This window comes from Paraburkholderia sp. BCC1884 (assembly GCF_900996225.1).
Taxonomy (GTDB): domain Bacteria; phylum Pseudomonadota; class Gammaproteobacteria; order Burkholderiales; family Burkholderiaceae; genus Paraburkholderia.
Genome location: NZ_CAAJGL010000022.1, coordinates 165,096 through 185,939 on the forward strand (window position 1 = coordinate 165,096; position 20,844 = coordinate 185,939).

20 protein-coding genes are annotated in these 20,844 nt (G+C 61.9%); 3 read left to right on the forward strand and 17 right to left on the reverse strand.

Annotation, left to right across the window (positions count from 1 at the left end; all coding sequences use genetic code 11):
* Positions 1 to 12: 12 nt before the first annotated feature.
* The 17 genes from FQ705_RS01855 to FQ705_RS01935 all read right to left on the reverse strand — a co-directional run bounded on the left by FQ705_RS01855 (position 13) and on the right by FQ705_RS01935 (position 17,814).
* Complete coding sequence (locus FQ705_RS01855) at positions 13 to 930, reverse strand: DNA-methyltransferase (RefSeq protein WP_144137774.1); 918 nt, start codon at positions 928 to 930, stop codon at positions 13 to 15.
* 11 nt (positions 931 to 941) lie between these two features.
* Positions 942 to 2,135, reverse strand: a complete 1,194-nt coding sequence (gene trpB / locus FQ705_RS01860) for a tryptophan synthase subunit beta (protein WP_144137775.1) — start codon at positions 2,133 to 2,135, stop codon at positions 942 to 944.
* 60 nt (positions 2,136 to 2,195) lie between these two features.
* Positions 2,196 to 2,909 (reverse strand): phosphoribosylanthranilate isomerase, encoded by a 714-nt coding sequence (locus tag FQ705_RS01865; protein WP_144137776.1) that lies wholly within the window; start codon positions 2,907 to 2,909, stop codon positions 2,196 to 2,198.
* Positions 2,910 to 2,911: 2 nt separating this feature from the next.
* Complete coding sequence (gene truA, locus FQ705_RS01870) at positions 2,912 to 3,718, reverse strand: tRNA pseudouridine(38-40) synthase TruA (RefSeq protein WP_144137777.1); 807 nt, start codon at positions 3,716 to 3,718, stop codon at positions 2,912 to 2,914.
* Positions 3,715 to 6,552 carry a FimV/HubP family polar landmark protein gene (locus FQ705_RS01875; RefSeq protein WP_144137778.1) on the reverse strand — a complete coding sequence of 946 codons (2,838 nt, stop codon included), beginning with the start codon at positions 6,550 to 6,552 and terminating at the stop codon, positions 3,715 to 3,717. Before FQ705_RS01875 ends, truA begins: the two co-directional genes overlap by 4 nt.
* Positions 6,553 to 6,691: 139 nt before the next feature.
* Positions 6,692 to 7,813: an aspartate-semialdehyde dehydrogenase gene (gene asd / locus FQ705_RS01880; RefSeq protein ID WP_144137779.1), complete on the reverse strand. Its 1,122-nt coding sequence runs from the start codon at positions 7,811 to 7,813 to the stop codon at positions 6,692 to 6,694.
* 351 nt (positions 7,814 to 8,164) lie between these two features.
* Entirely contained in the window at positions 8,165 to 9,232 is a 1,068-nt protein-coding gene (gene leuB / locus FQ705_RS01885) for a 3-isopropylmalate dehydrogenase (RefSeq protein ID WP_144137780.1), read from the reverse strand.
* Between the two features lie 72 nt (positions 9,233 to 9,304).
* Complete coding sequence (gene leuD / locus FQ705_RS01890; RefSeq protein WP_144137781.1) at positions 9,305 to 9,958, reverse strand: 3-isopropylmalate dehydratase small subunit; 654 nt, start codon at positions 9,956 to 9,958, stop codon at positions 9,305 to 9,307.
* 86 nt (positions 9,959 to 10,044) lie between these two features.
* Positions 10,045 to 10,203, reverse strand: a complete 159-nt coding sequence (locus FQ705_RS01895; protein ID WP_028196115.1) for an entericidin A/B family lipoprotein — start codon at positions 10,201 to 10,203, stop codon at positions 10,045 to 10,047.
* A 6-nt stretch (positions 10,204 to 10,209) separates the two neighbouring features.
* Positions 10,210 to 11,619 (reverse strand): 3-isopropylmalate dehydratase large subunit, encoded by a 1,410-nt coding sequence (gene leuC / locus FQ705_RS01900; protein WP_144137782.1) that lies wholly within the window; start codon positions 11,617 to 11,619, stop codon positions 10,210 to 10,212.
* Positions 11,620 to 11,910: 291 nt separating this feature from the next.
* Positions 11,911 to 13,212, reverse strand: coding sequence for a citrate synthase (gltA, locus tag FQ705_RS01905; protein WP_144137783.1), 1,302 nt, complete (start codon positions 13,210 to 13,212; stop codon positions 11,911 to 11,913).
* A 72-nt stretch (positions 13,213 to 13,284) separates the two neighbouring features.
* Positions 13,285 to 13,557, reverse strand: coding sequence for a succinate dehydrogenase assembly factor 2 (locus tag FQ705_RS01910; RefSeq protein WP_144137784.1), 273 nt, complete (start codon positions 13,555 to 13,557; stop codon positions 13,285 to 13,287).
* Position 13,558: 1 nt separating this feature from the next.
* Positions 13,559 to 14,263, reverse strand: a complete 705-nt coding sequence (locus FQ705_RS01915) for a succinate dehydrogenase iron-sulfur subunit (protein ID WP_144137785.1) — start codon at positions 14,261 to 14,263, stop codon at positions 13,559 to 13,561.
* A 24-nt stretch (positions 14,264 to 14,287) separates the two neighbouring features.
* Positions 14,288 to 16,063, reverse strand: coding sequence for a succinate dehydrogenase flavoprotein subunit (sdhA, locus tag FQ705_RS01920; protein ID WP_144137786.1), 1,776 nt, complete (start codon positions 16,061 to 16,063; stop codon positions 14,288 to 14,290).
* 4 nt (positions 16,064 to 16,067) lie between these two features.
* On the reverse strand, positions 16,068 to 16,436 hold the full coding sequence (gene sdhD, locus FQ705_RS01925; RefSeq protein WP_144137787.1) for a succinate dehydrogenase, hydrophobic membrane anchor protein: 369 nt from the start codon (positions 16,434 to 16,436) through the stop codon (positions 16,068 to 16,070).
* Between the two features lie 4 nt (positions 16,437 to 16,440).
* Positions 16,441 to 16,857, reverse strand: coding sequence for a succinate dehydrogenase, cytochrome b556 subunit (gene sdhC / locus FQ705_RS01930; protein WP_144137788.1), 417 nt, complete (start codon positions 16,855 to 16,857; stop codon positions 16,441 to 16,443).
* Between the two features lie 156 nt (positions 16,858 to 17,013).
* Positions 17,014 to 17,814 (reverse strand): GntR family transcriptional regulator, encoded by an 801-nt coding sequence (locus FQ705_RS01935; protein ID WP_144137789.1) that lies wholly within the window; start codon positions 17,812 to 17,814, stop codon positions 17,014 to 17,016.
* 492 nt (positions 17,815 to 18,306) lie between these two features.
* Here FQ705_RS01935 and FQ705_RS01940 point away from each other — a divergent pair, with 492 nt between their 5' ends.
* From FQ705_RS01940 to FQ705_RS01950, 3 genes are all read left to right on the forward strand, one after another.
* Positions 18,307 to 19,290 carry a malate dehydrogenase gene (locus FQ705_RS01940; protein ID WP_144137790.1) on the forward strand — a complete coding sequence of 328 codons (984 nt, stop codon included), beginning with the start codon at positions 18,307 to 18,309 and terminating at the stop codon, positions 19,288 to 19,290.
* 180 nt (positions 19,291 to 19,470) lie between these two features.
* Complete coding sequence (locus FQ705_RS01945) at positions 19,471 to 20,454, forward strand: HpcH/HpaI aldolase/citrate lyase family protein (protein WP_144137791.1); 984 nt, start codon at positions 19,471 to 19,473, stop codon at positions 20,452 to 20,454.
* A 28-nt stretch (positions 20,455 to 20,482) separates the two neighbouring features.
* Positions 20,483 to 20,844 (forward strand): citrate/2-methylcitrate synthase (locus tag FQ705_RS01950; RefSeq protein ID WP_313955654.1); only part of this gene is annotated, 362 nt, incomplete at its 3' end.

Consider the following 20,844-nt stretch of genomic DNA (forward strand, 5'->3'; position numbering starts at 1 on the left):
ACCGCGCATCGCTCATTGCACTTCGGCCTGCTGCGGCGCTTTAGCCTTGGCTTTTGTCCTGGCCCGGCGTGGCAACGGCGGAGCGGCGGCGGCGCTGACGCGTTCGCGCGCTATCGCGCAGTAACTTTCATTGATCTCATAGCCGACGAATTCGCGCTGTTGGCGGGCGCAAGCGACTGCGGTGGTGCCGCTGCCCATGAACGGGTCGAGTACGCGCCCGCCCTTCGGACAAGTGGCTAACACCATGCGCTCGACGATTTCCAGAGGTTTCTGGGTCGGGTGGTCGACGCGTTCGGCATGCTGCCGATGCAATCGCGACACCGACCAGACGTCCTTCGGATTATAGCCAAGCTCCAACCACTTGCTACCCTCGAACAACTTACGCGAACGCGCCTTCTTCGTGACGGCATCGTACGGGATGCGGACGGGATCGAGATCGAAGTAGTAATCCTTCGACACCGCGAAAAAACCGATATTGTCGTGCACCGAAGTGAATCGGCGCACGGTTCCGCCCATGCTCGGCACACGCCGGTCCCAGATGATTTCGTTGATCATCGTGAGTTTTGTCTTCAGGAAGCTGAAGATTTCCGGCGCGTACTGCCAGGTGCAGAAAATGTAGAGCGAACCCGATGGCTTGAGCTTTGGAATAGCCAGTTCGAGCCAACCACGCGTCCAGGCAAGAAAATCGTCGCCGCTTCGCATGTCCGAGTCGTTGCCATAATCCTTGCCAAGCCCGTAAGGCGGATCGCACAGGATCAGGTCGATCGACCCGTCGGGAATGTTCACCACATCGGTCAGAAAATCGCGGTTCAACAGCTGAATACCGGCGGGCACCTGCGGCAACAACGTAGCCGGCACCTCGGCAGCCGATGTCCCGGCTGCCGGCGTGGTTTCAAGCGCCGGTTGCGGCTCGTCGAACTCGTCGCGCATCGTCGCGGGGCTCAGAACTGAATGCCCGATCGCTCAGCGACCGTATGCATGTCCTTGTCGCCGCGGCCCGACAGGTTGACCAGCAGGACCTTGTCCTTCGGCAGCGTCGGCGCGAGTTTCGCGGCGTAGGCCAGCGCGTGGCTGGATTCCAATGCCGGGATAATGCCCTCGATGCGACAACAGTCGTGGAACGCTTTCAGTGCTTCTTCGTCGGTGATGCCGACATATTGCGCTCGATTAATCTCTTTTAGCCACGCATGCTCGGGACCGACGCCCGGATAGTCGAGACCCGCCGAGATCGAATGCGTCTCGATGATCTGGCCGTTTTCATCCTGAAGCAGGTATGTGCGGTTGCCATGCAGCACGCCGGGGCTGCCGCCGATCAGGGAGGCAGCATGACGACCCGATTCGATGCCGTCGCCAGCCGCTTCGACGCCGATCAATTGCACCGAAGTGTCGTCGATGTACGGATAAAAGATACCCATTGCATTCGAACCGCCGCCCACGCATGCGATGACCGCATCGGGCTGACGACCGACCAGCTCCGGCATCTGAACCTTGCATTCGTCACCGATCACGCGCTGGAAGTCGCGCACCATCATTGGGTACGGATGCGGACCCGCCACCGTGCCGATGATATAGAACGTGTTTTCCACGTTGGTGACCCAGTCGCGCATGGCCTCGTTCAGCGAATCCTTCAACGTGCGCGAGCCCGATTCCACCGGCACGACGGTCGCGCCGAGCAGCTTCATGCGGTACACGTTGGCGGCCTGGCGACGCACGTCTTCCGCGCCCATGTAGACCACGCATTCCATGCCGAAGCGCGCGGCGATCGTTGCCGTGGCCACGCCATGCTGACCGGCACCGGTTTCCGCGATCACGCGCGGTTTGCCCATGCGTTTGGCCAGCAACGCCTGACCGATCACGTTATTGATCTTGTGCGCGCCCGTATGGTTCAGGTCTTCCCGCTTGAGGAAAACCTGGGCGCCGCCGAGCATCTCGCTCCAGCGCTGCGCATGATAAATCGGCGACGGACGACCGACGAAGTACTTCAACTCGCGCTCGTATTCGGCAACGAATTCAGGGTCTTTTTGATATTTCTCGTACGCGACGCGCAGTTCATCGAGCGCGTGGACCAGCGTTTCGGCGACGAACACGCCGCCAAATTGGCCGAAATGGCCTCTTTCGTCAGGCAAGTTATACATGGTGATCACTCTTCTCAGTGCGGGGCGCGGCTCGGCTGTGAGCAAACCGCACCACCAGAATCATTCGACGTCCGCCGCGCGCAGCGCGCGTACAAACGCCGCCATCCGGGCGTGATCTTTCACGCCCTTGGCGCCCGGGACTTCGATGCCGCTCGAGACATCGACCGCGTACGGGCGCACGCGATGGATCGCATCACTGACGTTTTGCGCGTTCAACCCACCACTCAAAACGGCCCGACGCGCGAGCTCTGCTGGAATAAGTGACCAATCGAAAACCTTCCCGCCGCCGCCATAGCCGTCGACATGGGTGTCGAACAAAAAGCCACTGGCAGCTGAATAGTTGAGCGCCGATTTTACCAAATCGGCCGGTTGAGTATCCGCCGCGACGCGCAAAGCGCGCAACCAAGGCAAACCCGCAACGCCGGCAAGCGTTTCGCACTGGTCCGGCGTTTCGTCGCCGTGGAACTGCAGCAGCGTGAGGCTGACGTTGCTGACCACTTCGCGAATCCAGTCCGGCGTCGCGTTGACGAACAAACCGACCACCGAGACGAACGGCGGCACGTCATGCACCAGCTCCACGGCTTGTGCGATGCTCACCGAACGCGGGCTCGGCGGATAAAACACGAGACCGATCGCGTCGGCGCCGAGCTCGATCGCGTGGGCGACGTCTTCAGGCTTCGACAATCCGCACAGTTTGATGCGCGTACGATGCGGTACGGTTTGCTGATTGGCGGCGTTGCCGGCTTCGTTCGCGAGTGGGTCGGTCGAATTCATATTTACGCTTGCTCGGTCCATACGGTACTCCACGGCACACTGCCCGTCTGCGGCGCGGGCACGGCGAATTGCTCAGGATAGCCCACTTGCGCCAGATGCAAGCCGTCCGGCATGAAGGTCGGCGCCGCGGCGTCACGGTCATGGCTTGCCAGCACCTCGGCCATCCACTCTGCCGGACGACGGCCATTCCCGACATAAACCAGACAGCCCATCAGATTGCGCACCATGTGATGCAGAAACGCGTTCGCCCGAAAGCGGAAATGGACGAAATCCCCCTGCCGCTTGATGTCGATCTGGTGCAGGTGCTTGAACGGTGTTTTCGACTGGCACTGCGAGGAGCGGAACGCCGAAAAATCATGTTCGCCGATCAGGCAGGCGGCAGCGGCTTGCATTGCTTCGACATCGAGCGGCGTGTGCACCCAGCCGGCCCGCGTCGCCAGCATCGGCGAGCGCACCGGGTGAACGTAGAGGACGTAGTAGTAGGTGCGCTCGAATGCCGAAAAGCGTGCGTGGAACGCGTCGGGCATCGGCTTCGCCCATTGCACTGCGATCGTCCTGGGCAAAAACGCGTTGGTGCCGCGTACCCAGGAGCTGTCCGTGCGGTCGAGTTCGGTATCGAAATGCACGACCTGGCCGAGGCCATGCACGCCGGTATCCGTGCGGCCCGCCACCACCGTGCTCACGGGCGTGCGCGCGAACTCGCGCAGCGCCCGTTCCAGTTCGTCCTGCACGGTGTTGCGATGCGGTTGCGACTGCCAACCAAAAAACGCCGAGCCGTCGTACTGGACGCCCAGTGCAATCCGCTTCACGACAACGGGGCGAGGGTCGAGAGCAACGCGCGCGCTTCGGTACGCGTAGCCGGATCGTTCGCCTCGATCACTTCGTTGATGAGCGCACGCGCGCCGGACAGGTCACCGAGTTCGATGTATTCGGCAGCGAGGTCGAGCTTGTTACGGGCGATGCGGCCGAGATCGGCCGTGGTGAACACCGGCAACGGCTGAGCCGGGCTCGGCGGCAACTCCAAATCGAAGTCGAGTTTCAGCGCGCCGAAGCCGGCCGCGCCAAAGCCGGCCGCGCCGAAGCGACCCGCACCGAGACCCGCGACAGCCGCGTGACCTGCGGTGCCGGCGTCGATTTCGTCGGCGATGTGCGGGAAATCGTCGGGATCGTGCGGCGCGACAGCCTGTTGCGCCGTCGTTTCCGGCGATACAACCGGCTGCGTCGTCAGCGAGACGGGCGCGTGTACGTTGTCGGCGTCTGTTTCAATGCGCGGCGGCAAGGGCATGTCGAGGCTACCGAACGCGTCGACGGCGTCGCGCGGGAATTCGGTCGGCGCGGAGACGGCGGGTTCAGCTTGCGCGACGGGTATCGGCTCGGGCAGCGGAGTTATATCGGACGTGACCGTCGCAGCGTGGTGCGGCGGCTCGTGAGTCGGCTGATAAAACGGTTCGCCATGCGCGAGGTCCTGATGCTGCGGTTGATCCAGATGCGTCAAAGGCACCGCGGGCGCGGATGTGTCAGGGACCGGATGGGCCGACGCATCGGTGTACGGTTGAGCGAACGGTTCAGCCGCGCGCGGTTCGACGTGATGAGGCGTGAAATCGAGAACCGGCACGGGGGTGTGCGGATAGGTTTGCGACTCGGTCGACGGCTCTGACGGGACTTCGTCGTCCCATTGCAAAGAGTGCGAGGGGCCGGCTTCCGGGTCGGCTTCGTTGAGCGGTTCGAGCGACGTCAGCGGCAACGCCTCGGCGCCGAGCTCCGCTGCGGCGGCGAGGCTCGCAGCCGTGGTCGCACCGTCGAATTGCTCATGATGAGCCGTGGGAAGCGGTTCGATCGCCGCGGGCGACTGTGTAGGCTCGATTGCCTCAAGCGCCGCCGGCCGCTCGTGCCAGACGTCTCCGTGTTGGGACGAGCCTGGTTCTTGTGCAGGCTCGGCCAAATGGCCAGCGGCCTCGCGTTCAGCTGCGGTGTTTTCGGCCGCCGCCCGCGTCGCCGCCAAGCGTTCCGCCTCGGCTTTGGCGGCTGCTTCATGTTCGGCATCAGCGTTTGCTGCGGCGTGACGGTCCGCTTCGGCTTTGGCTGCCACTTCATGTTCCGCCTCAGCCTTCGCTGCCGACTCTCGTTCCAGCTCAGCCTTCGCGGCCGCTTCCCGTTCGGCATCAGCGTTTGCTGCGGCGTGACGGTCCGCCTCGGCTTTGGCCGCCGCTTCCCGTTCCCGCTCAGCCTTCGCCGCCGCTTCCCGTTCCACCTCAGCCTTCGCTGCCGCCTCGCGACGAAGTTCAGCTTCGCGTTCCGCTGCTACACGCTCAGCCGACTCACGGGCCGCTGCTTCACCTTCTGCGGCTTCACGTTCAGCCGCCGCTCGAGCTGCGGCATGCTGCACCGCGGCGTCATCATTCACCTGGTCCGATACCGACCGAACCGGGGTTTCATCGTGCGACGGAGCGACGTTCTGCGAGTCTGCCAGGCGCGCGGATGCGGCTGCTTCGTCGCTAGCCAACGCTGCTTCATCCTCCGCATTCTGACGCCGACGTCGCCGCATACGCAGTGCCGCCAGCAGCACGACCAGTGCCGCGCCCACCGCCGCCGCAATGCTCAACTCGTTCTGCGACAGGCCCGCGACAGTCGGCGATGCCGCGACGGTCGCGCCGCCATGACCCGGCACGCTCGCCGCCGGGGACGCGCCAGCCATCGGCTGTGCGCCGTTGTTCGGCGCAGTACCGCTCGCCGCCGACGTGCCGCCGATGCCGTGCTTCTGCAACTCCATCAACACGCGGTTCTTCAGCGCAAGCAATTGCTGCAAGCTGGACACTTGCACGCGTGGCTGCGAAGCCGTCTGCGTACCAGCTGCCCCGGAGACAGGCGCCGACGCGCCGCCAACCGGCTCGCTGGCAGAAGGCTGAATCGATCCCGTCCATTCGTGCGTGCCGCTAGCCGGCGACGCAGCCGCTTGCGAGCCCGCCACGGGCGTTGACGCAGCCGCACCACCTCCGGCCGCGACCGAACTGGCTGAAGCCGCTGCGCCGGTCTCCGCAGCGCCGCTGGCCGCTCCGGATACGGCGGGCGTTGCCGGCGCTGCCGCGTGAGCCGCCGCACTGGCTGCACTGGCCGCCGAAGCCGCCGCCGCATTGACTTGCGCGACGCCGCTGGCGGCACCCGTTGCAGCGACAGCCGCAGCCGCAGCGGTCGTCGTGGTGGCAGCCGGAGCCGCAGCCGCCGCCGAGGTCGCCGCCGGTGCCGAGGCAGCCGCCACGTCGGACGCAGGCGCGCCGGTCGCATCCAGCGCCGGCACCGTCAACACGGCGCCGAGACGCATCCGGCTCGGATCGTGGCTCATGAAAGCGCTCGGGTTCGCATCGAACAGCGCGCGTGAAGCGCGTGCGAGCGTCGCCCGATCGTGCGACTGGGTCACGGCGATCGCCACGTCGTTCAACGACTGGCCGGGCCGCACCGTCACCTGACTACCGGCGGTGTACGAAGCGGACGCCGCATCCGGCGCGCTCGCGGCCGTGGCCGGCGCCGCCATCGCATTGCCGGCGCCCGTGGCAGCCAGCGCGAAAGCCAAAGCAACCGCTGCCGTCAGACGGTTCGCACCGTGTTGCGCGAACATCGCCCGAAGGGAAGTGAATCGAAGGTTCATCGGGACTCCAGGCGCGTTAGCACGCAGCCCTTTTTTGCGGTTGGAAAGAGACAAGATATTCGGAGCACACAATGAAAAAAGCGCCGCGCAAGCGCGACGCTTCTTGAGTTTTCTACGCGTCGTGAGCGCGTAGTTTACTTTACTTGTCGAGCACAATGCGAAGCATACGACGCAGCGGTTCTGCCGCGCCCCACAGCAGCTGATCGCCGACCGTGAACGCCGACAGATATTCACCGCCCATCGCCAGTTTGCGCACGCGGCCGACCGGCACCGTCAGCGTGCCCGTCACCACCGCCGGGGACAGATCGCGCATCGACGCTTCGCGCTCGTTCGGCACGACCTTGACCCAGTCGTTGCCCGACGCGAGGATATCGTTCACTTCGTCCAGCGGCACGTCCTTGTTCAGCTTGATGGTCAGCGCCTGCGAGTGGCAGCGCATGGCGCCGATCCGCACGCACAGACCGTCGACCGGAATCGAACCCGGCGTGCCCATGGCGGGCTTGCCGAGAATCTTGTTGGTTTCGGCCCCGCCCTTCCATTCCTCTTTCGACATGCCGTTGCCGAGATCCTTATCGATCCACGGAATCAGCGAGCCGGCGAGCGGCACGCCGAAGTTGTCGGTCGGCATACGGTCGCTGTTCATGGCCGACAGCACGCGACGGTCGATATCCAGAATCGCCGACGACGGATCAGCCAGATCTTCTTTCGCCGCACCATAAAGCGTGCCCATCTGCTGCAGCAGCTCACGCATGTTTTGCGCGCCCGCGCCCGAAGCGGCCTGATACGTCATGGCCGTCATCCAGTCGACGAGATTTTCGCGGAACAGACCGCCGAGCGCCATCAGCATCAGGCTGACCGTGCAGTTGCCGCCGATGAAATTCTTCTGGCCCTTGACCAGCGCGTTCTTGATCACGTCGAGGTTGACCGGATCGAGAATGATGACCGCGTCGTCCTTCATGCGCAGCGATGAAGCCGCGTCGATCCAGTAACCGTTCCAACCCGCTGCGCGCAGCTTCGGGAACACGTCGTTCGTGTAGTCACCGCCCTGGCAGGAGATGATCACTTCGCACCTCTTCAGGTCTTCGATGCTTGTCGCATCTTTGAGCTTGGTCTCGTTTTTGGCGAACGACGGCGCGTTGCCGCCCGCGTTGCTGGTGCTGAAAAACACCGGTTCGATCAAGTCGAAATCGCCTTCCTGCTGCATACGTTGCATCAGGACGCTGCCGACCATACCGCGCCAACCTACGAGACCTACGTTCATGACTTCATACCCTTCGAGTGGAAACTTCCCCGCATCTTTGCCCGCAGTGACCGCGCGGGGAAGATGAGCGGGCACGACGGACGATCAGCGTTTCGTGATCGTTTTCGGGGTAATCGTTTTGGTGGTGGTAATGGCGAGCTCAACCACACGGGCCGTTTTGCCGTGCAGTTTCGAAATCGAGGAGATTTGAGCCAGTTGTGCCATCGCTACAATATACACGAAAACCGGAATCTAACGACGTCAATGTCCGCCGTGATCGTCCGTATTACGCGTGAATTGGCCTATTTAAAGGCCAATTCACGTTTTAAAGGCCGTTTGAAGACCTGACTACCGCTTGGCCCGCGCGCGTTTTTACAGCGCTGCGACGACTGCGTCGCCCATCGCCACGGTACCGACCTGCTTGCAACCCGGCGTCAGGATATCGCCCGTGCGAAGGCCTTGTTCAAGCACCTTTTTCACTGCGGTCTCGATGCGGTCCGCCTGCTCCGCCTTGTTCAGCGAATAGCGCAACATCATCGCGGCCGAGAGGATGGTGGCCAGCGGATTCGCCACGCCCTTGCCGGCGATGTCCGGTGCGGAACCGTGCGACGGCTCGTACAAGCCCTTGTTGTTCTTGTCGAGCGAAGCCGACGGCAACATGCCGATCGAGCCCGTGAGCATGGCCGCTTCGTCGGACAGAATGTCGCCGAACATGTTGCCGGTGACGACCACGTCGAATGCCTTCGGCGCCTTCACCAACTGCATGGCCGCATTGTCGACGTACATGTGCGACAACTCGACGTCCGCGTATTCCTTCGACACGTCGATCATCACGTCGCGCCAGAATTGCGACGTTTCGAGCACGTTGGCCTTGTCCACGCTAGTCAGCTTTTTCTGACGCTTTTGCGCGGCCTGAAACGCGACGTGCGCGATGCGGCGCACCTCGGGTTCCGAATAACGCATCGTGTCAAAGCCCTCTTTCGCGCCGGCGAACAGACCGTCCGGTGCTTCACGCACGCCGCGCGGCGCGCCGAAGTAAATGTCGCCGTTCAATTCGCGCACGATCAGGATGTCGAGACCGGAAACGATCTCTTCCTTCAACGACGAAGCGCCGGTGAGTTGCGGATAGCAGATCGCCGGACGGAAGTTGGCGAACAGTTGCAGGTGCTTGCGCAGACCGAGAATCGCCTGCTCGGGACGCAGCGCGCGCTCCAGGCTGTCGTACTTCCAGTCGCCGACAGCGCCGAACAGGATCGCGTCGGCTTCCTTCGCCAGCGCGAGCGTCGAGTCGGGCAGCGGGTGACCCTTTGCTTCGTAGCCCGCGCCGCCAACCGGCGCTTCTTCGAGCTCGAACTTTTCGCCGAGCACGTTCAGGACCTTGAGGGCTTCCTTGACGATTTCGGGACCGATGCCGTCGCCCGGCAAGACTGCGATCTTCATGCGAATTCCTTGGTGTTTTCTTCGAGACCTTTCAAGCGGGAAACAGCCAGCGAGCCTTCAGCCCGCCAGCCTTTATCCGACGATGCGGTGAGCCAGCCAAGGCTGCTTCGCGATCCGCTCGGCTTCGAACTGGCGAATCTTGTCGGCGTGACGCAGCGTGAGAGCGACGTCGTCGAAACCGTTCAGCAGGCAGTACTTGCGGAACGCGGCGACGTCGAACGGATACTCCGTACCGCCATCCGACGTGCGCACGACTTGTGCGTCCAGGTCGACGGTCAGCTGGAAGCCGTTGAACGCGTACGTTTCGTTGAACAGGTGCTCGACTTGCTGTTCGGTCAGCGGAATCGGCAGCAGGCCGTTCTTGAAGCAGTTGTTATAGAAAATGTCGGCGAAGCTTGGCGCGATGATCGCGCGGAAACCGTATTGCTGCAGCGCCCACGGCGCGTGCTCACGCGAGCTGCCGCAACCGAAGTTCTCGCGCGCCAGCAGCACCGAAGCGCCCTGATAACGCGGCTGGTTCAGCACGAAATCCGGATTCAGCGGACGCTTCGAATTGTCCTGACCCGGCTCGCCGTGGTCGAGATAACGCCATTCGTCGAACGCATTCGGACCGAAGCCCGTGCGCTTGATCGACTTCAGGAATTGCTTCGGAATGATCGCGTCCGTGTCGACGTTTGCGCGATCGAGCGGCGCCACGACGCCGGTGTGTACGATGAATTTATCCATGACGCTTGAGCCTGTTTCAAGACCGGGCGATGCGCGTGACGGCCGGAAAGCCGTCCGGCGCAGCGCCGGCAAAAATCAAAAACCGCTTATTTATCAGCGTGATTGCTGATCGAATTGCCGAGGTGCGACATGTCCTCGCCGAATCCGTGCACCGTGTTGCAGCCGGCCAGACCGAGCAATAGCCCAGCCAGGGTACCGAGCGCGAAGCGGCGCAATAGAGTGGTGCGATTCATGTTCTTCATCATGCGGGTTTATCCAAGCTTGCGAATATCGACGAAATGCCCTTCGATGGCCGCAGCCGCAGCCATCGCGGGGCTCACGAGGTGGGTACGGCCACCGGCGCCCTGACGACCTTCGAAATTACGATTCGACGTAGACGCGCAACGCTCGCCCGGATCGAGCCGGTCGGCGTTCATCGCGAGACACATCGAGCAACCGGGTTCACGCCATTCAAAACCGGCATCGGTAAAGACCTTGTCGAGTCCCTCACGTTCCGCCTGCGCCTTCACCAGACCCGAACCCGGCACAACCATGGCCAGACGGATAGTCGATGCGACGCGGCGACCCAGCTTCTTCACGACGTAAGCCGCGGCGCGAATGTCTTCAATGCGCGCGTTGGTGCACGACCCGATGAAGATTTTATCCGGCTTGATCGACTCGATCGGCGCATTGGGTTCGAGCGCCATGTACTTCAGCGCGCGTTCCATCGCATCGCGCTTGACCGGATCTTTCTCGCGTTCCGGATCCGGCACGCGACCGTCCACCGCCGTGACCATTTCCGGCGACGTGCCCCACGTGACTTGCGGCACGATTTCCGCAGCGTTCAACTCGACCACGCGATCGAATTGCGCACCGTCGTCCGACTTGAACTGCTTCCAGTATTCGACCGCGTGATCCCACTCCACGCCTTCCGGCGAGTACGGGCGACCCTTCAGGTATTCGATCGTGGTGTCGTCGACGGCGACCATGCCGGCGCGCGCGCCCGCTTCGATCGCCATGTTGCAGACCGTCATACGGCCTTCCATGGACAACGAACGAATCGTCGAGCCGCCGAATTCGATCGCGTAGCCGGTGCCGCCCGCCGTACCGATCTTGCCGATGATGGCGAGCACGATGTCTTTCGCGGTACAACCGCGCGGCAGCGGGCCTTCGACCTTCACCAGCATGTTCTTGCTCTTCTTCTGCAAGAGCGTTTGCGTGGCCAGCACGTGCTCGACTTCCGACGTACCGATGCCGTGCGCGAGCGCGCCGAAGGCGCCGTGCGTGGACGTGTGCGAGTCGCCGCAGACGATCGTCATGCCCGGCAACGTAGCGCCCTGCTCCGGCCCGATGATGTGCACGATGCCCTGGCGCAGGTCGTTCATCTTGAACTGCGTGATGCCGTAGGCGTCGCAGTTCGAATCGAGCGTATCGACTTGCAGCTTCGAGACCGGATCGGCGATGCCGTGGCTGCGGTCCGTGGTCGGCACGTTGTGGTCGGAGACCGCCAGGTTCGCGCTGATGCGCCACACCGGACGCTTAGCCAGCTTCAGGCCTTCGAACGCCTGCGGGCTGGTGACTTCGTGCAGCAGGTGACGGTCGATATAAAGAATCGTCGTACCGTCGTCTTCCGTGTGGACCACGTGCGTGTTCCACAATTTGTCGTAGAGAGTCTGTGCCATGGTATGCGAGGGTAGTATTGACTGCGGGCTGACCGTGTCGGTCGATTATGCCACGCAGAACTCCGCTTTGGGCCGCTCATCCATCGAAAAAACCGATAAAAAACAGGGAGTTGGGTGGTAGTGCCGATACCTGTATCGGCGTTACCCGGCAACGGCGGCGTCGTTTGCGAGACGCTGCTGAGCCCGCCAATCGATGATGCGCCGCAAAGCAAAACGCCCCAACGGCGAACCCGTTGGGGCGTTTTTCAACAACCTGCTTCCGCGCTATGAGCTACGCAGATTCAAACCCGATCAACGTTGCGAGATCGGCTTGGCTTCACGCTCCGTGTCGCCAACGAACAGCTGACGCGGACGGCCAATCTTCTGTTCCGGATCGGCGATCATTTCGTTCCACTGTGCAATCCAGCCGACCGTACGTGCCATCGCGAAGATACACGTGAACATCGACGTCGGAATGCCCAGTGCGCGCTGCACGATGCCCGAGTAGAAGTCGACGTTCGGGTACAGCTTGCGCGACACGAAGTACTCGTCTTCCAGCGCGATCTTTTCCAGTGCCATCGCGAGCTTGAACAGCGGGTCGTCATGCAGACCCAGCTCTTCCAGCACTTCGTGGCAGGTTTCGCGCATCAGCTTCGCACGCGGATCGTAGTTCTTGTACACGCGGTGACCGAAGCCCATCAGCTTCACGCCCGAATTCTTGTCCTTCACCTGCTTGATGAACTCAGGAATGTTGTCGACCGAGCCGATTTCTTCCAGCATGTTCAGTGCGGCTTCGTTCGCACCACCGTGCGCCGGGCCCCACAAACAGGCGATACCGGCCGCGATACACGCAAACGGATTTGCACCCGACGAACCCGCCAGACGCACCGTCGAGGTCGACGCATTCTGTTCGTGATCCGCGTGCAGGATAAGAATCCGGTCCAGCGCGCGCACCAGCACGTCGTTGACCTTGTACTCTTCGCACGGGTTCGAGAACATCATGTGCATGAAGTTCGCGCTGTACGACAGATCGTTCTTCGGGTACGCAAACGGCTGACCGATGCTGTACTTGTACGCCATCGCGACCAGCGTCGGCAGCTTCGCGATCATGCGAATCGCCGACACTTCACGGTGACGCGGATTGCTGATGTCGAGCGAGTCGTGATAGAACGCCGACAGCGCGCCGACTGCGGCGACCAGAATCGCCATCGGATGCGCGTCGCGACGGAAACCACGGAAGAAGAAGTGCATTTGCTCATGCACCATCGTGTGGTTCGTGACCGTCTTCACGAATTCGTCTTTCTGCTGCTGGTTCGGCAGTTCGCCCTTCAGCAACAGATAGCAGGTTTCGAGGAAGTCAGCGTTTTGCGCGAGGTTGTCGATCGGGTAGCCGCGATACAGCAGCTCGCCCTTGTCGCCGTCGATGTAGGTGATGGCCGAATTGCACGCCGCCGTCGACATAAAGCCCGGGTCGTACGTGAATTTGCCGGTCTGGCCGTACAGTTTGCGGATGTCGATCACGTCCGGGCCGAGAGTGCCCTTGTAAATCGGCATTTCAACGCTCGGCGAATTGTCGCTGAACGATAGCGTGGCTTTAACATCTGACGGGGTCATAGCACATCCTCAATCGAAGTATGGAAACGGGGTTTCGATAATTGCACGCCTGGGACTACGGACTCGCGGCGCTCAAGCGTTGCGCAGCAGCTCCAGCACCCGAATCACATCCGGGTCGGCAAGCTCGCCTTCCGGTTCCTTGCGTGCCAGCAGCAAGTCCATCAGGTCGTTATCGCTCAGCTCGAGCAGGCGCGTGAGTGCGCCCACATCTGCATCGCTGAGGTCATGCTCATATCGGCCGAAAAAACGTTCAAAGATCAGATCGTTTTCCAGCAGGCCCCGCCGGGCGCGCCAGCGAAGGCGCGCCCGGCGGAGAGGGTCGGACTGATGCGGTGTTTCGTCCATCTCAGACAGCGCGGCGAACCATCAATTCCTTGATCTTGCCAATCGCCTTGGTCGGGTTCAGGCCCTTCGGGCAAACGTCGACGCAGTTCATGATGGTATGGCAACGGAACAGACGGTACGGATCTTCCAGGTTGTCGAGGCGCTCACCCGTCGCTTCGTCACGGCTGTCCGCGATGAAACGGTAGGCTTGCAACAGACCCGCCGGGCCGACGAACTTGTCCGGATTCCACCAGAAGCTCGGGCACGAGGTCGAGCAGCTGGCGCACAGGATACATTCGTACAGACCGTCGAGCTCGTCGCGTTCTTCCGGCGACTGCAGACGTTCCTTTTCCGGCGGCGGCGTATCGTTGATCAGGTACGGCTTGATCGAGTGATACTGGTTGAAGAACTGCGTGAAGTCGCAGATCAGGTCGCGCACGACCGGCAGACCCGGCAGCGGACGCAGCACGATCTTTTGCGGCAGGTCGTTCATGTTCTGCAAGCAGGCCAGACCGTTCTTGCCGTTGATGTTCATCGCGTCCGAACCGCACACGCCTTCACGGCACGAACGACGGAACGACAAGGTTTCGTCGACTGCTTTCAGCTTGAGCAGGGCGTCGAGCAACATGCGTTCGTGCGAGTCGATGTCGATCTCGTACGTTTGCATGCGCGGCGCTGCGTCCTTGTCCGGGTCGTAGCGGTAAATTTCAAATGTACGCTTTGCCATTTCTGAATTCCTTTGACTTGTGCCTTAGAAGGTCCGCGCTTTCGGCGGAACCGATTCGACCGTCAGCGGTTGCATGTGAACCGGCTTGTAGTCGAGGCGGTCGCCTTCGCTGAACCACAGCGTATGACGCATCCAGTTTTCGTCGTCGCGATGCTCGAAGTCGTTCTGCGCGTGCGCGCCACGGCTTTCCTTGCGCGCTTCAGCGGAAACCATCGTGGCACGCGCCACTTCGATCAGGTTCGCCACTTCCAGCGCTTCGATGCGCGCCGTGTTGAACACCTTCGACTTGTCCTTCAGATGGATGTTGTCGACACGCTCAGCCACTTCGCGGATACGCTCGACGCCTTCGGCCAGCAGCGCCGACGTACGGAACACGCCGGCATGCGCCTGCATCGTGCCGCGAATGTCGTTGGCAACCGCTTGCGCGTACTCACCCGAGGACGAGTTGTCGAGCTTGGCCAGACGCGCCAGCGAGAAATCGGCGGCGTCGGCCGGCAGCGGCTTGTGCTCCTTGATTTCCCTCACGTGCTTGACGATGTGGTTACCGGCCGCGCGGCCGAACACCACCAGGTCGAGCAGCGAGTTCGTGCCGAGACGGTTTGCACCGTGCACCGACACGCACGAGCATTCGCCCACTGCGTAGAAACCGTTGACCGGCACTTCGTGACCCTGCGACGTACCCACGACCTGGCCGTTGATGTTCGTCGGAATGCCACCCATCTGATAGTGGATGGTCGGCACGACCGGGATCGGCTCTTTAATGCAATCGACGTTCGCGAACTTCATCGCGATTTCGCGGATCGACGGCAGACGCTTCATGATCGTCTCGGCGCCGATGTGCGACAGGTCGAGCAGCACGTGATCCTTGTTCGGACCCACGCCACGGCCTTCCTTGATTTCCTGGTCCATCGAACGCGAAACGAAGTCGCGCGGCGCCAGATCCTTCAGCGTCGGTGCGTAGCGTTCCATGAAACGCTCGCCGTTCGAGTTGCGCAGAATGCCGCCTTCGCCGCGCACGCCTTCGGTAATCAGCACGCCCGCGCCGGCCACGCCGGTCGGGTGGAATTGCCAGAATTCCATGTCTTGCAGTGCGATGCCCGAACGCGCAGCCATGCCCAGGCCGTCACCGGTGTTGATGAACGCGTTGGTCGATGCCGCGAAGATCCGGCCTGCGCCGCCCGTAGCGAACAGCGTGGTCTTGCCTTCGAGGATGTAGACGTCGCCGGTTTCCATTTCCAGCGCGGTCACGCCGAGCACGTCGCCTTCGGCGTCGCGGATCAGATCCAGCGCCATCCATTCGACGAAGAACTGCGTCTTGGCTTCGACGTTTTGCTGGTACAGCGTGTGCAGCAGCGCGTGACCGGTACGGTCAGCCGCCGCGCAAGCGCGTTGCACCGGCTTTTCGCCGTAGTTGGCCGTGTGGCCGCCGAACGGGCGCTGATAGATCGTGCCGTCGGCGTTACGGTCGAACGGCATGCCCATGTGTTCGAGTTCGTAGACAGCGTTCGGTGCTTCGCGGCACATGAACTCGATCGCGTCCTGGTCGCCGAGCCAGTCGGAGCCCTTGATCGTGTCGTAGAAGTGGTAGTGCCAGTTGTCTTCGCTCATGTTGCCGAGCGAAGCGCCGATGCCCCCTTGAGCCGCCACCGTGTGCGAACGCGTCGGGAACACCTTGGACAGCACGCAGACCGACAGACCGGCGCGCGCGAGTTGCAGCGAAGCGCGCATTCCCGAGCCGCCTGCGCCGACGATGACCACGTCGAACTTGCGACGCGGCAGAGAATTCTTGATTGCAGCCATTCTTTTACACTCTCCAGAGAATCTGCGCAGCGTAGCCCGCACAGGCGAGCAGCCAGACGATCGTCAGTGCCTGCAGGAACAGGCGCATGCCAACGGGCTTCACATAGTCCATCCAGATGTCGCGGATACCGACCCACGCGTGGTAGAACAGCGAAAGCAGCGTGACGAACGTGGCGAGCTTCATCCATTGCGTCGCGAAGATCGACGCCCAGCCGTCATACGAAAAGTCATGCGCGCCGAAGAACCAGGCGAGCAGGATGACGGTGTAGACCGCCATGATGGCGGCGGTAATGCGCTGGGCGAGCCAGTCGCGCAGACCGTAATGTGCGCCGACAACGAGACGCTTCGGACCGATTCGGTTATTAGCTGCCATTTTTTTAGAATGCTCCGAAGAGTTTGAGCGCAAAAGCGATCGTCAGAAGCGACGAAACGACCAGCACGACGATGGAAGTTTGCTTGCCCTTCTCTTTGGTCGTGAGGCCATGGCTCGTGTCCATGATCAGGTGACGCACGCCAGCGCAGAAGTGGAACAGGAAGGCCCACGCGAGAACGAGCGTGATGAGCTTGACGACGATATTGGAGAGGAAACCCTTGAAGACTTCGAAGCTGAGTTCAGAAGTCAGGCTCTGATCGAAGAGGTACAGCAGGAACGGAAGAAAAACAAAAAGCAGCAAACCGCTTACGCGGTGCAAGATGGATACTCGCCCCGCTAGCGGGAGACGGTATGCCGTCAAAATCTGCCCGATACCGATGTTCCGGAATTCCGGCCTCGGTTTTTTTACGGCTTCAGCCATGCTAGACCCCTACTATGTAGTCACACTAATCCGCAATTTTAGCGCCTTTTTATATCGCGCTGCAGCGAAAACCACCACAGGTCCGTGACAGCACGCGCGATAAAGACGCCTTCAAACAGGCGCGGGTGTGGGACGCCGCGCCTTTTTTAAGCTCATTCAGCTTAGGTCGTTCTGATAGTAATACCCAGTTGTGACATACCAACCGCGGCGTACTTCAACCGGCCGGTCACCATATGTATAGGACACGCGCTCGACCGACAGCAGCGGGAAACCGGCGGGCACATGCAGCAGATCGGCCACCGACGGCTCGGCCGCGACCGCGCGAATTTTCTCCGTCGCGCGAATCATGCGCGTGCCGAATTCCGTCTCGAACATCGCGTACAGCGGACCTTTGTATTCCGACAGTCGCTCGAGCGTGAGCCCGCGGAACACCGCCCCGGGCAGCCAGATTTCGTCGAGTACCGTGACTTCGCCGTCGAACTGCAGCAAACGCTTGATCAGCACGACCGGATCGGCCGGTTTGAGATCGAGTTGCCGGGCGATGTCCGCCGAAGCGCGCATGCGCCGGCATTCAAGCAGGCGGCTGACGTGCGGATGCTCGGCACCGTCATCGGCCAGTAATCTGAGGAAGCGAAACTGGGCGCGGTCTTCGTTGTGCGTTGCAACAAACGTACCCTTGCCCTGACGACGAACCAGCAGGTTGTCGGCGGCCAGTTCATCGATCGCTTTACGCACCGTGCCCTGACTGACCTTGAATCTTCCGGCCAATTCGACTTCACTAGGAATGATCTCGCCGGGCTTCCACTCACCGCTTTCGAGACTCTGCGTAATCAACCCCTTGATCTGCTGATACAAGGGGCTGAAAGTCGGCGACGTAGCGGGGGCGGCAGCGGGTACACCTTCGCCTGCGGCGCCTTGGCCGTTCGGATTCGTGGTGTTCGCCGGGTTCGAATTCATGCGCGCATTTCATCATAAAGGGCTGGGGCGCGTCTAGGGTTTTCCCCGCAATAGATATGTCTTATATAAGACATAAGATAATGTTGACTTTGTGTCTGACGACTCCTACACTCCTTGTCGAGCAAGGGTTTGCGGGTTTTTCGACGGCTGTTCAGGCAGTCCCGCGACGCACCGGCAGCCACTCTGCACCATGCTGTTCCCACGCAGTTCAGGTTTCGATTTCGCCGCCATTCGTTGGTCTGACGCTTGCCGAAACGCGCTGTTTGCAGGAGCCCGCACCGTGCAGCGGCTACCTGGCGTTTCGATGCTCCGCTCCCGCTCGGCAATACAGGTTTCCGGCATGGCGGTCATACCGCAGCGCGCCGCTCGGCCTCCGTATTAAGGGGTCGTCCGCGAACAGTGATTTCCGCCGTGTTTCACAACGCTTCGCTGAACGCGCATATAGAATGGCGTTTTCCCTAGCGTCTAACGCATCGTCCTGGAGATTTCTCAATGGCTAAGCCCGCAAAGCGCGTTGCCGTCACCGGCGCCGCAGGTCAAATCGCTTACTCCCTGCTGTTCCGCATCGCCAATGGCGATCTGCTCGGCAAGGATCAGCCGGTTATCCTGCAATTGCTCGACCTGCCGCAAGCGCAAGGCGCCGTCAAAGGCGTCGTGATGGAACTGGATGATTGCGCATTCCCGCTGCTGTCGGGCGTCGTGATCACCGACGACCCCAAGGTTGCATTCAAGGACGCCGACGTGGCCCTGCTGGTCGGCGCGCGTCCGCGTTCGAAAGGCATGGAGCGTAAGGACCTGCTGTCCGCCAACGCTGAAATCTTCACGGTGCAGGGCAAGGCGCTGAACGACGTCGCCAGCCGCGACGTGAAGGTGCTGGTCGTGGGCAACCCGGCTAACACGAACGCCTACATCGCGATGAAGTCGGCACCGGATCTGCCGAAGAAGAACTTCACGGCCATGCTGCGTCTGGACCACAACCGCGCACTGTCGCAACTGGCGGCCAAGTCGGGCAAGCCGGTCGCTTCGATCGAAAAGCTGGCTGTGTGGGGCAACCACTCGCCGACGATGTACCCGGACTTCCGCGTGGCAACGGCTGAAGGTCAAGACCTGACCAAGCTGATCAACGACGAAGAATGGAACCGCAACACGTTCATCCCGACCGTCGGCAAGCGCGGCGCAGCGATCATCGAAGCGCGCGGCCTGTCGTCGGCAGCGTCGGCGGCGAATGCTGCGATCGACCACGTGCGTGACTGGGTGCTCGGCACGAACGGCAAGTGGGTCACGATGGGTATCCCGTCGGACGGCACGTATGGCATTCCGGAAGACATCATCTACGGTGTGCCGGTTACGTGCGAAAACGGCGAATACAAGCGTGTGGAAGGCCTGGAAATCGACGCATTCTCGCGCGAGAAGATGGACGGCACGCTGAACGAACTGCTGGAAGAGCGCGAAGGCGTTCAACACCTGCTCGGCTAATCGCCTGATGCAGACGAACCGGAACTCCGTAGCTTTATCGCGGCGGGTTCCGGTTTTTTACGTGCGAATGCCGCTGTTCGCATCTGATCCGAGCGCGTTTTGCGTGGCCGCTTTAACGGCCACACAGAATCCGCCCGAATCCGATTCATCTCAACACTACCCACGCCCCTGACGCCGAAGATGCGCGCCCTCACCCCCGCCGAAGTGCTGTTTGACGGCGAAGTGCCGCCCGCTGTGCTGCCTGCCTGCGATCACTACGCCGGCAGCGAAAAGTTGATGCTGAAATCGCTCTCGTTGCAGCAGCAGTTGGGGCCGGTGTTCGACATCACGCTCGATTGCGAAGACGGCGCACAGGTTGGCCGCGAGGCGGAACACGCGGAGCTGGTCGCGTCGCTGCTCGGTAGCGAGCACGACCGCTTCGGCCGGGTTGGTGTGCGGATTCACGACTTCGATCACGCGCATTGGCGCGACGACGTCCGTCTCATTCTGCGCGCCGCGAAGCGAGCGCCTGCTTACATCACTCTGCCGAAGATCCGCAACGTCCCCGACGCCGCCGAAATGGTCGCGTTCATCGAGGCCACGCGGCGCGAACTCGGCGTCGCGCAACCGGTGCCGGTGCAACTGCTGGTCGAAACACATGGTGCGCTTGCGCGGGTGTTCGATCTGGCCGCGCTGCCGGGCGTCGAGGCGCTGAGCTTCGGCCTGATGGACTTCGTCTCCGCGCATAACGGCGCGATCCCCGATACCGCCATGCGCTCGCCCGGCCAGTTCGATCATCCGCTGGTGCGTCGCGCGAAGCTGGAAATCTCGGCCGCCTGCCATGCGTACGGCAAGGTGCCGTCGCACAACGTCAGCACCGAAGTGCGCGACATGAGCGTGGTCGCGAACGACGCCACGCGCGCCCGCAACGAATTCGGCTACACGCGCATGTGGAGCATCCACCCGGCGCAGATCGAGGCGATCGTCACCGCCTTTGCGCCGCGCGATGAAGAGATCGCCACGGCCACAGAAATTTTGCTCGCCGCGCAGTCCGCCCAATGGGGACCGACGCGCCATCACGACACGCTGCACGACCGCGCCAGCTACCGCTATTACTGGTCGGTGCTGAGTCGGGCGCAAGCCACGGGACGCGCGGTGCCGCAAGACGCCGCGCCGCTTTTCTAATGAGCAGGCACACAGGAGATCGCGGGACATGAGCGAGACAACGAAAGCCGCTGGTGAGCAAGGCGGCGAAGAACCGAAGAGCGGCTTCAAACCGAAGAAGTCGGTGGCCCTGTCCGGCGTGACCGCGGGCAACACCGCGCTGTGCACGGTCGGCAAGACCGGCAACGATCTGCACTACCGTGGCTACGACATTCTCGACATCGCAGGCGCCTGCGAATTCGAAGAGATTGCGTATCTGCTGGTCCACGAAAAGCTGCCCACGCAAGCCGAGCTGAGCGCGTACAAGGCGAAGCTCAAGGGTATGCGCGGCCTGCCCGCCAACGTGAAAGCCGCGCTCGAATGGATTCCGGCCGCCGCGCATCCGATGGACGTGATGCGCACCGGCGTCTC

Excerpts from the sequence above, each read along its gene's own strand:
- FQ705_RS01855 (WP_144137774.1), bottom strand. The coding sequence starts at position 930 with ATGCGCGACGAGTTCGACGAGCCGCAACCGGCGCTTGAAACCACGCCG.
- FQ705_RS01895 (WP_028196115.1), bottom strand. The coding sequence starts at position 10,203 with ATGATGAAGAACATGAATCGCACCACTCTATTGCGCCGCTTCGCGCTC.
- FQ705_RS01945 (WP_144137791.1), top strand. The coding sequence starts at position 19,471 with ATGCGCGCCCTCACCCCCGCCGAAGTGCTGTTTGACGGCGAAGTGCCG.
- asd (WP_144137779.1), bottom strand. The coding sequence starts at position 7,813 with ATGAACGTAGGTCTCGTAGGTTGGCGCGGTATGGTCGGCAGCGTCCTG.
- gltA (WP_144137783.1), bottom strand. The coding sequence starts at position 13,212 with ATGACCCCGTCAGATGTTAAAGCCACGCTATCGTTCAGCGACAATTCG.
- FQ705_RS01915 (WP_144137785.1), bottom strand. The coding sequence starts at position 14,263 with ATGGCAAAGCGTACATTTGAAATTTACCGCTACGACCCGGACAAGGAC.
- leuD (WP_144137781.1), bottom strand. The coding sequence starts at position 9,958 with ATGGATAAATTCATCGTACACACCGGCGTCGTGGCGCCGCTCGATCGC.
- leuC (WP_144137782.1), bottom strand. The coding sequence starts at position 11,619 with ATGGCACAGACTCTCTACGACAAATTGTGGAACACGCACGTGGTCCAC.
- sdhD (WP_144137787.1), bottom strand. The coding sequence starts at position 16,436 with ATGGCAGCTAATAACCGAATCGGTCCGAAGCGTCTCGTTGTCGGCGCA.
- FQ705_RS01875 (WP_144137778.1), bottom strand. The coding sequence starts at position 6,552 with ATGAACCTTCGATTCACTTCCCTTCGGGCGATGTTCGCGCAACACGGT.
- sdhA (WP_144137786.1), bottom strand. The coding sequence starts at position 16,063 with ATGGCTGCAATCAAGAATTCTCTGCCGCGTCGCAAGTTCGACGTGGTC.
- trpB (WP_144137775.1), bottom strand. The coding sequence starts at position 2,135 with ATGTATAACTTGCCTGACGAAAGAGGCCATTTCGGCCAATTTGGCGGC.
- FQ705_RS01940 (WP_144137790.1), top strand. The coding sequence starts at position 18,307 with ATGGCTAAGCCCGCAAAGCGCGTTGCCGTCACCGGCGCCGCAGGTCAA.
- sdhC (WP_144137788.1), bottom strand. The coding sequence starts at position 16,857 with ATGGCTGAAGCCGTAAAAAAACCGAGGCCGGAATTCCGGAACATCGGT.
- FQ705_RS01935 (WP_144137789.1), bottom strand. The coding sequence starts at position 17,814 with ATGAATTCGAACCCGGCGAACACCACGAATCCGAACGGCCAAGGCGCC.
- leuB (WP_144137780.1), bottom strand. The coding sequence starts at position 9,232 with ATGAAGATCGCAGTCTTGCCGGGCGACGGCATCGGTCCCGAAATCGTC.
- FQ705_RS01865 (WP_144137776.1), bottom strand. The coding sequence starts at position 2,909 with ATGAATTCGACCGACCCACTCGCGAACGAAGCCGGCAACGCCGCCAAT.
- FQ705_RS01910 (WP_144137784.1), bottom strand. The coding sequence starts at position 13,557 with ATGGACGAAACACCGCATCAGTCCGACCCTCTCCGCCGGGCGCGCCTT.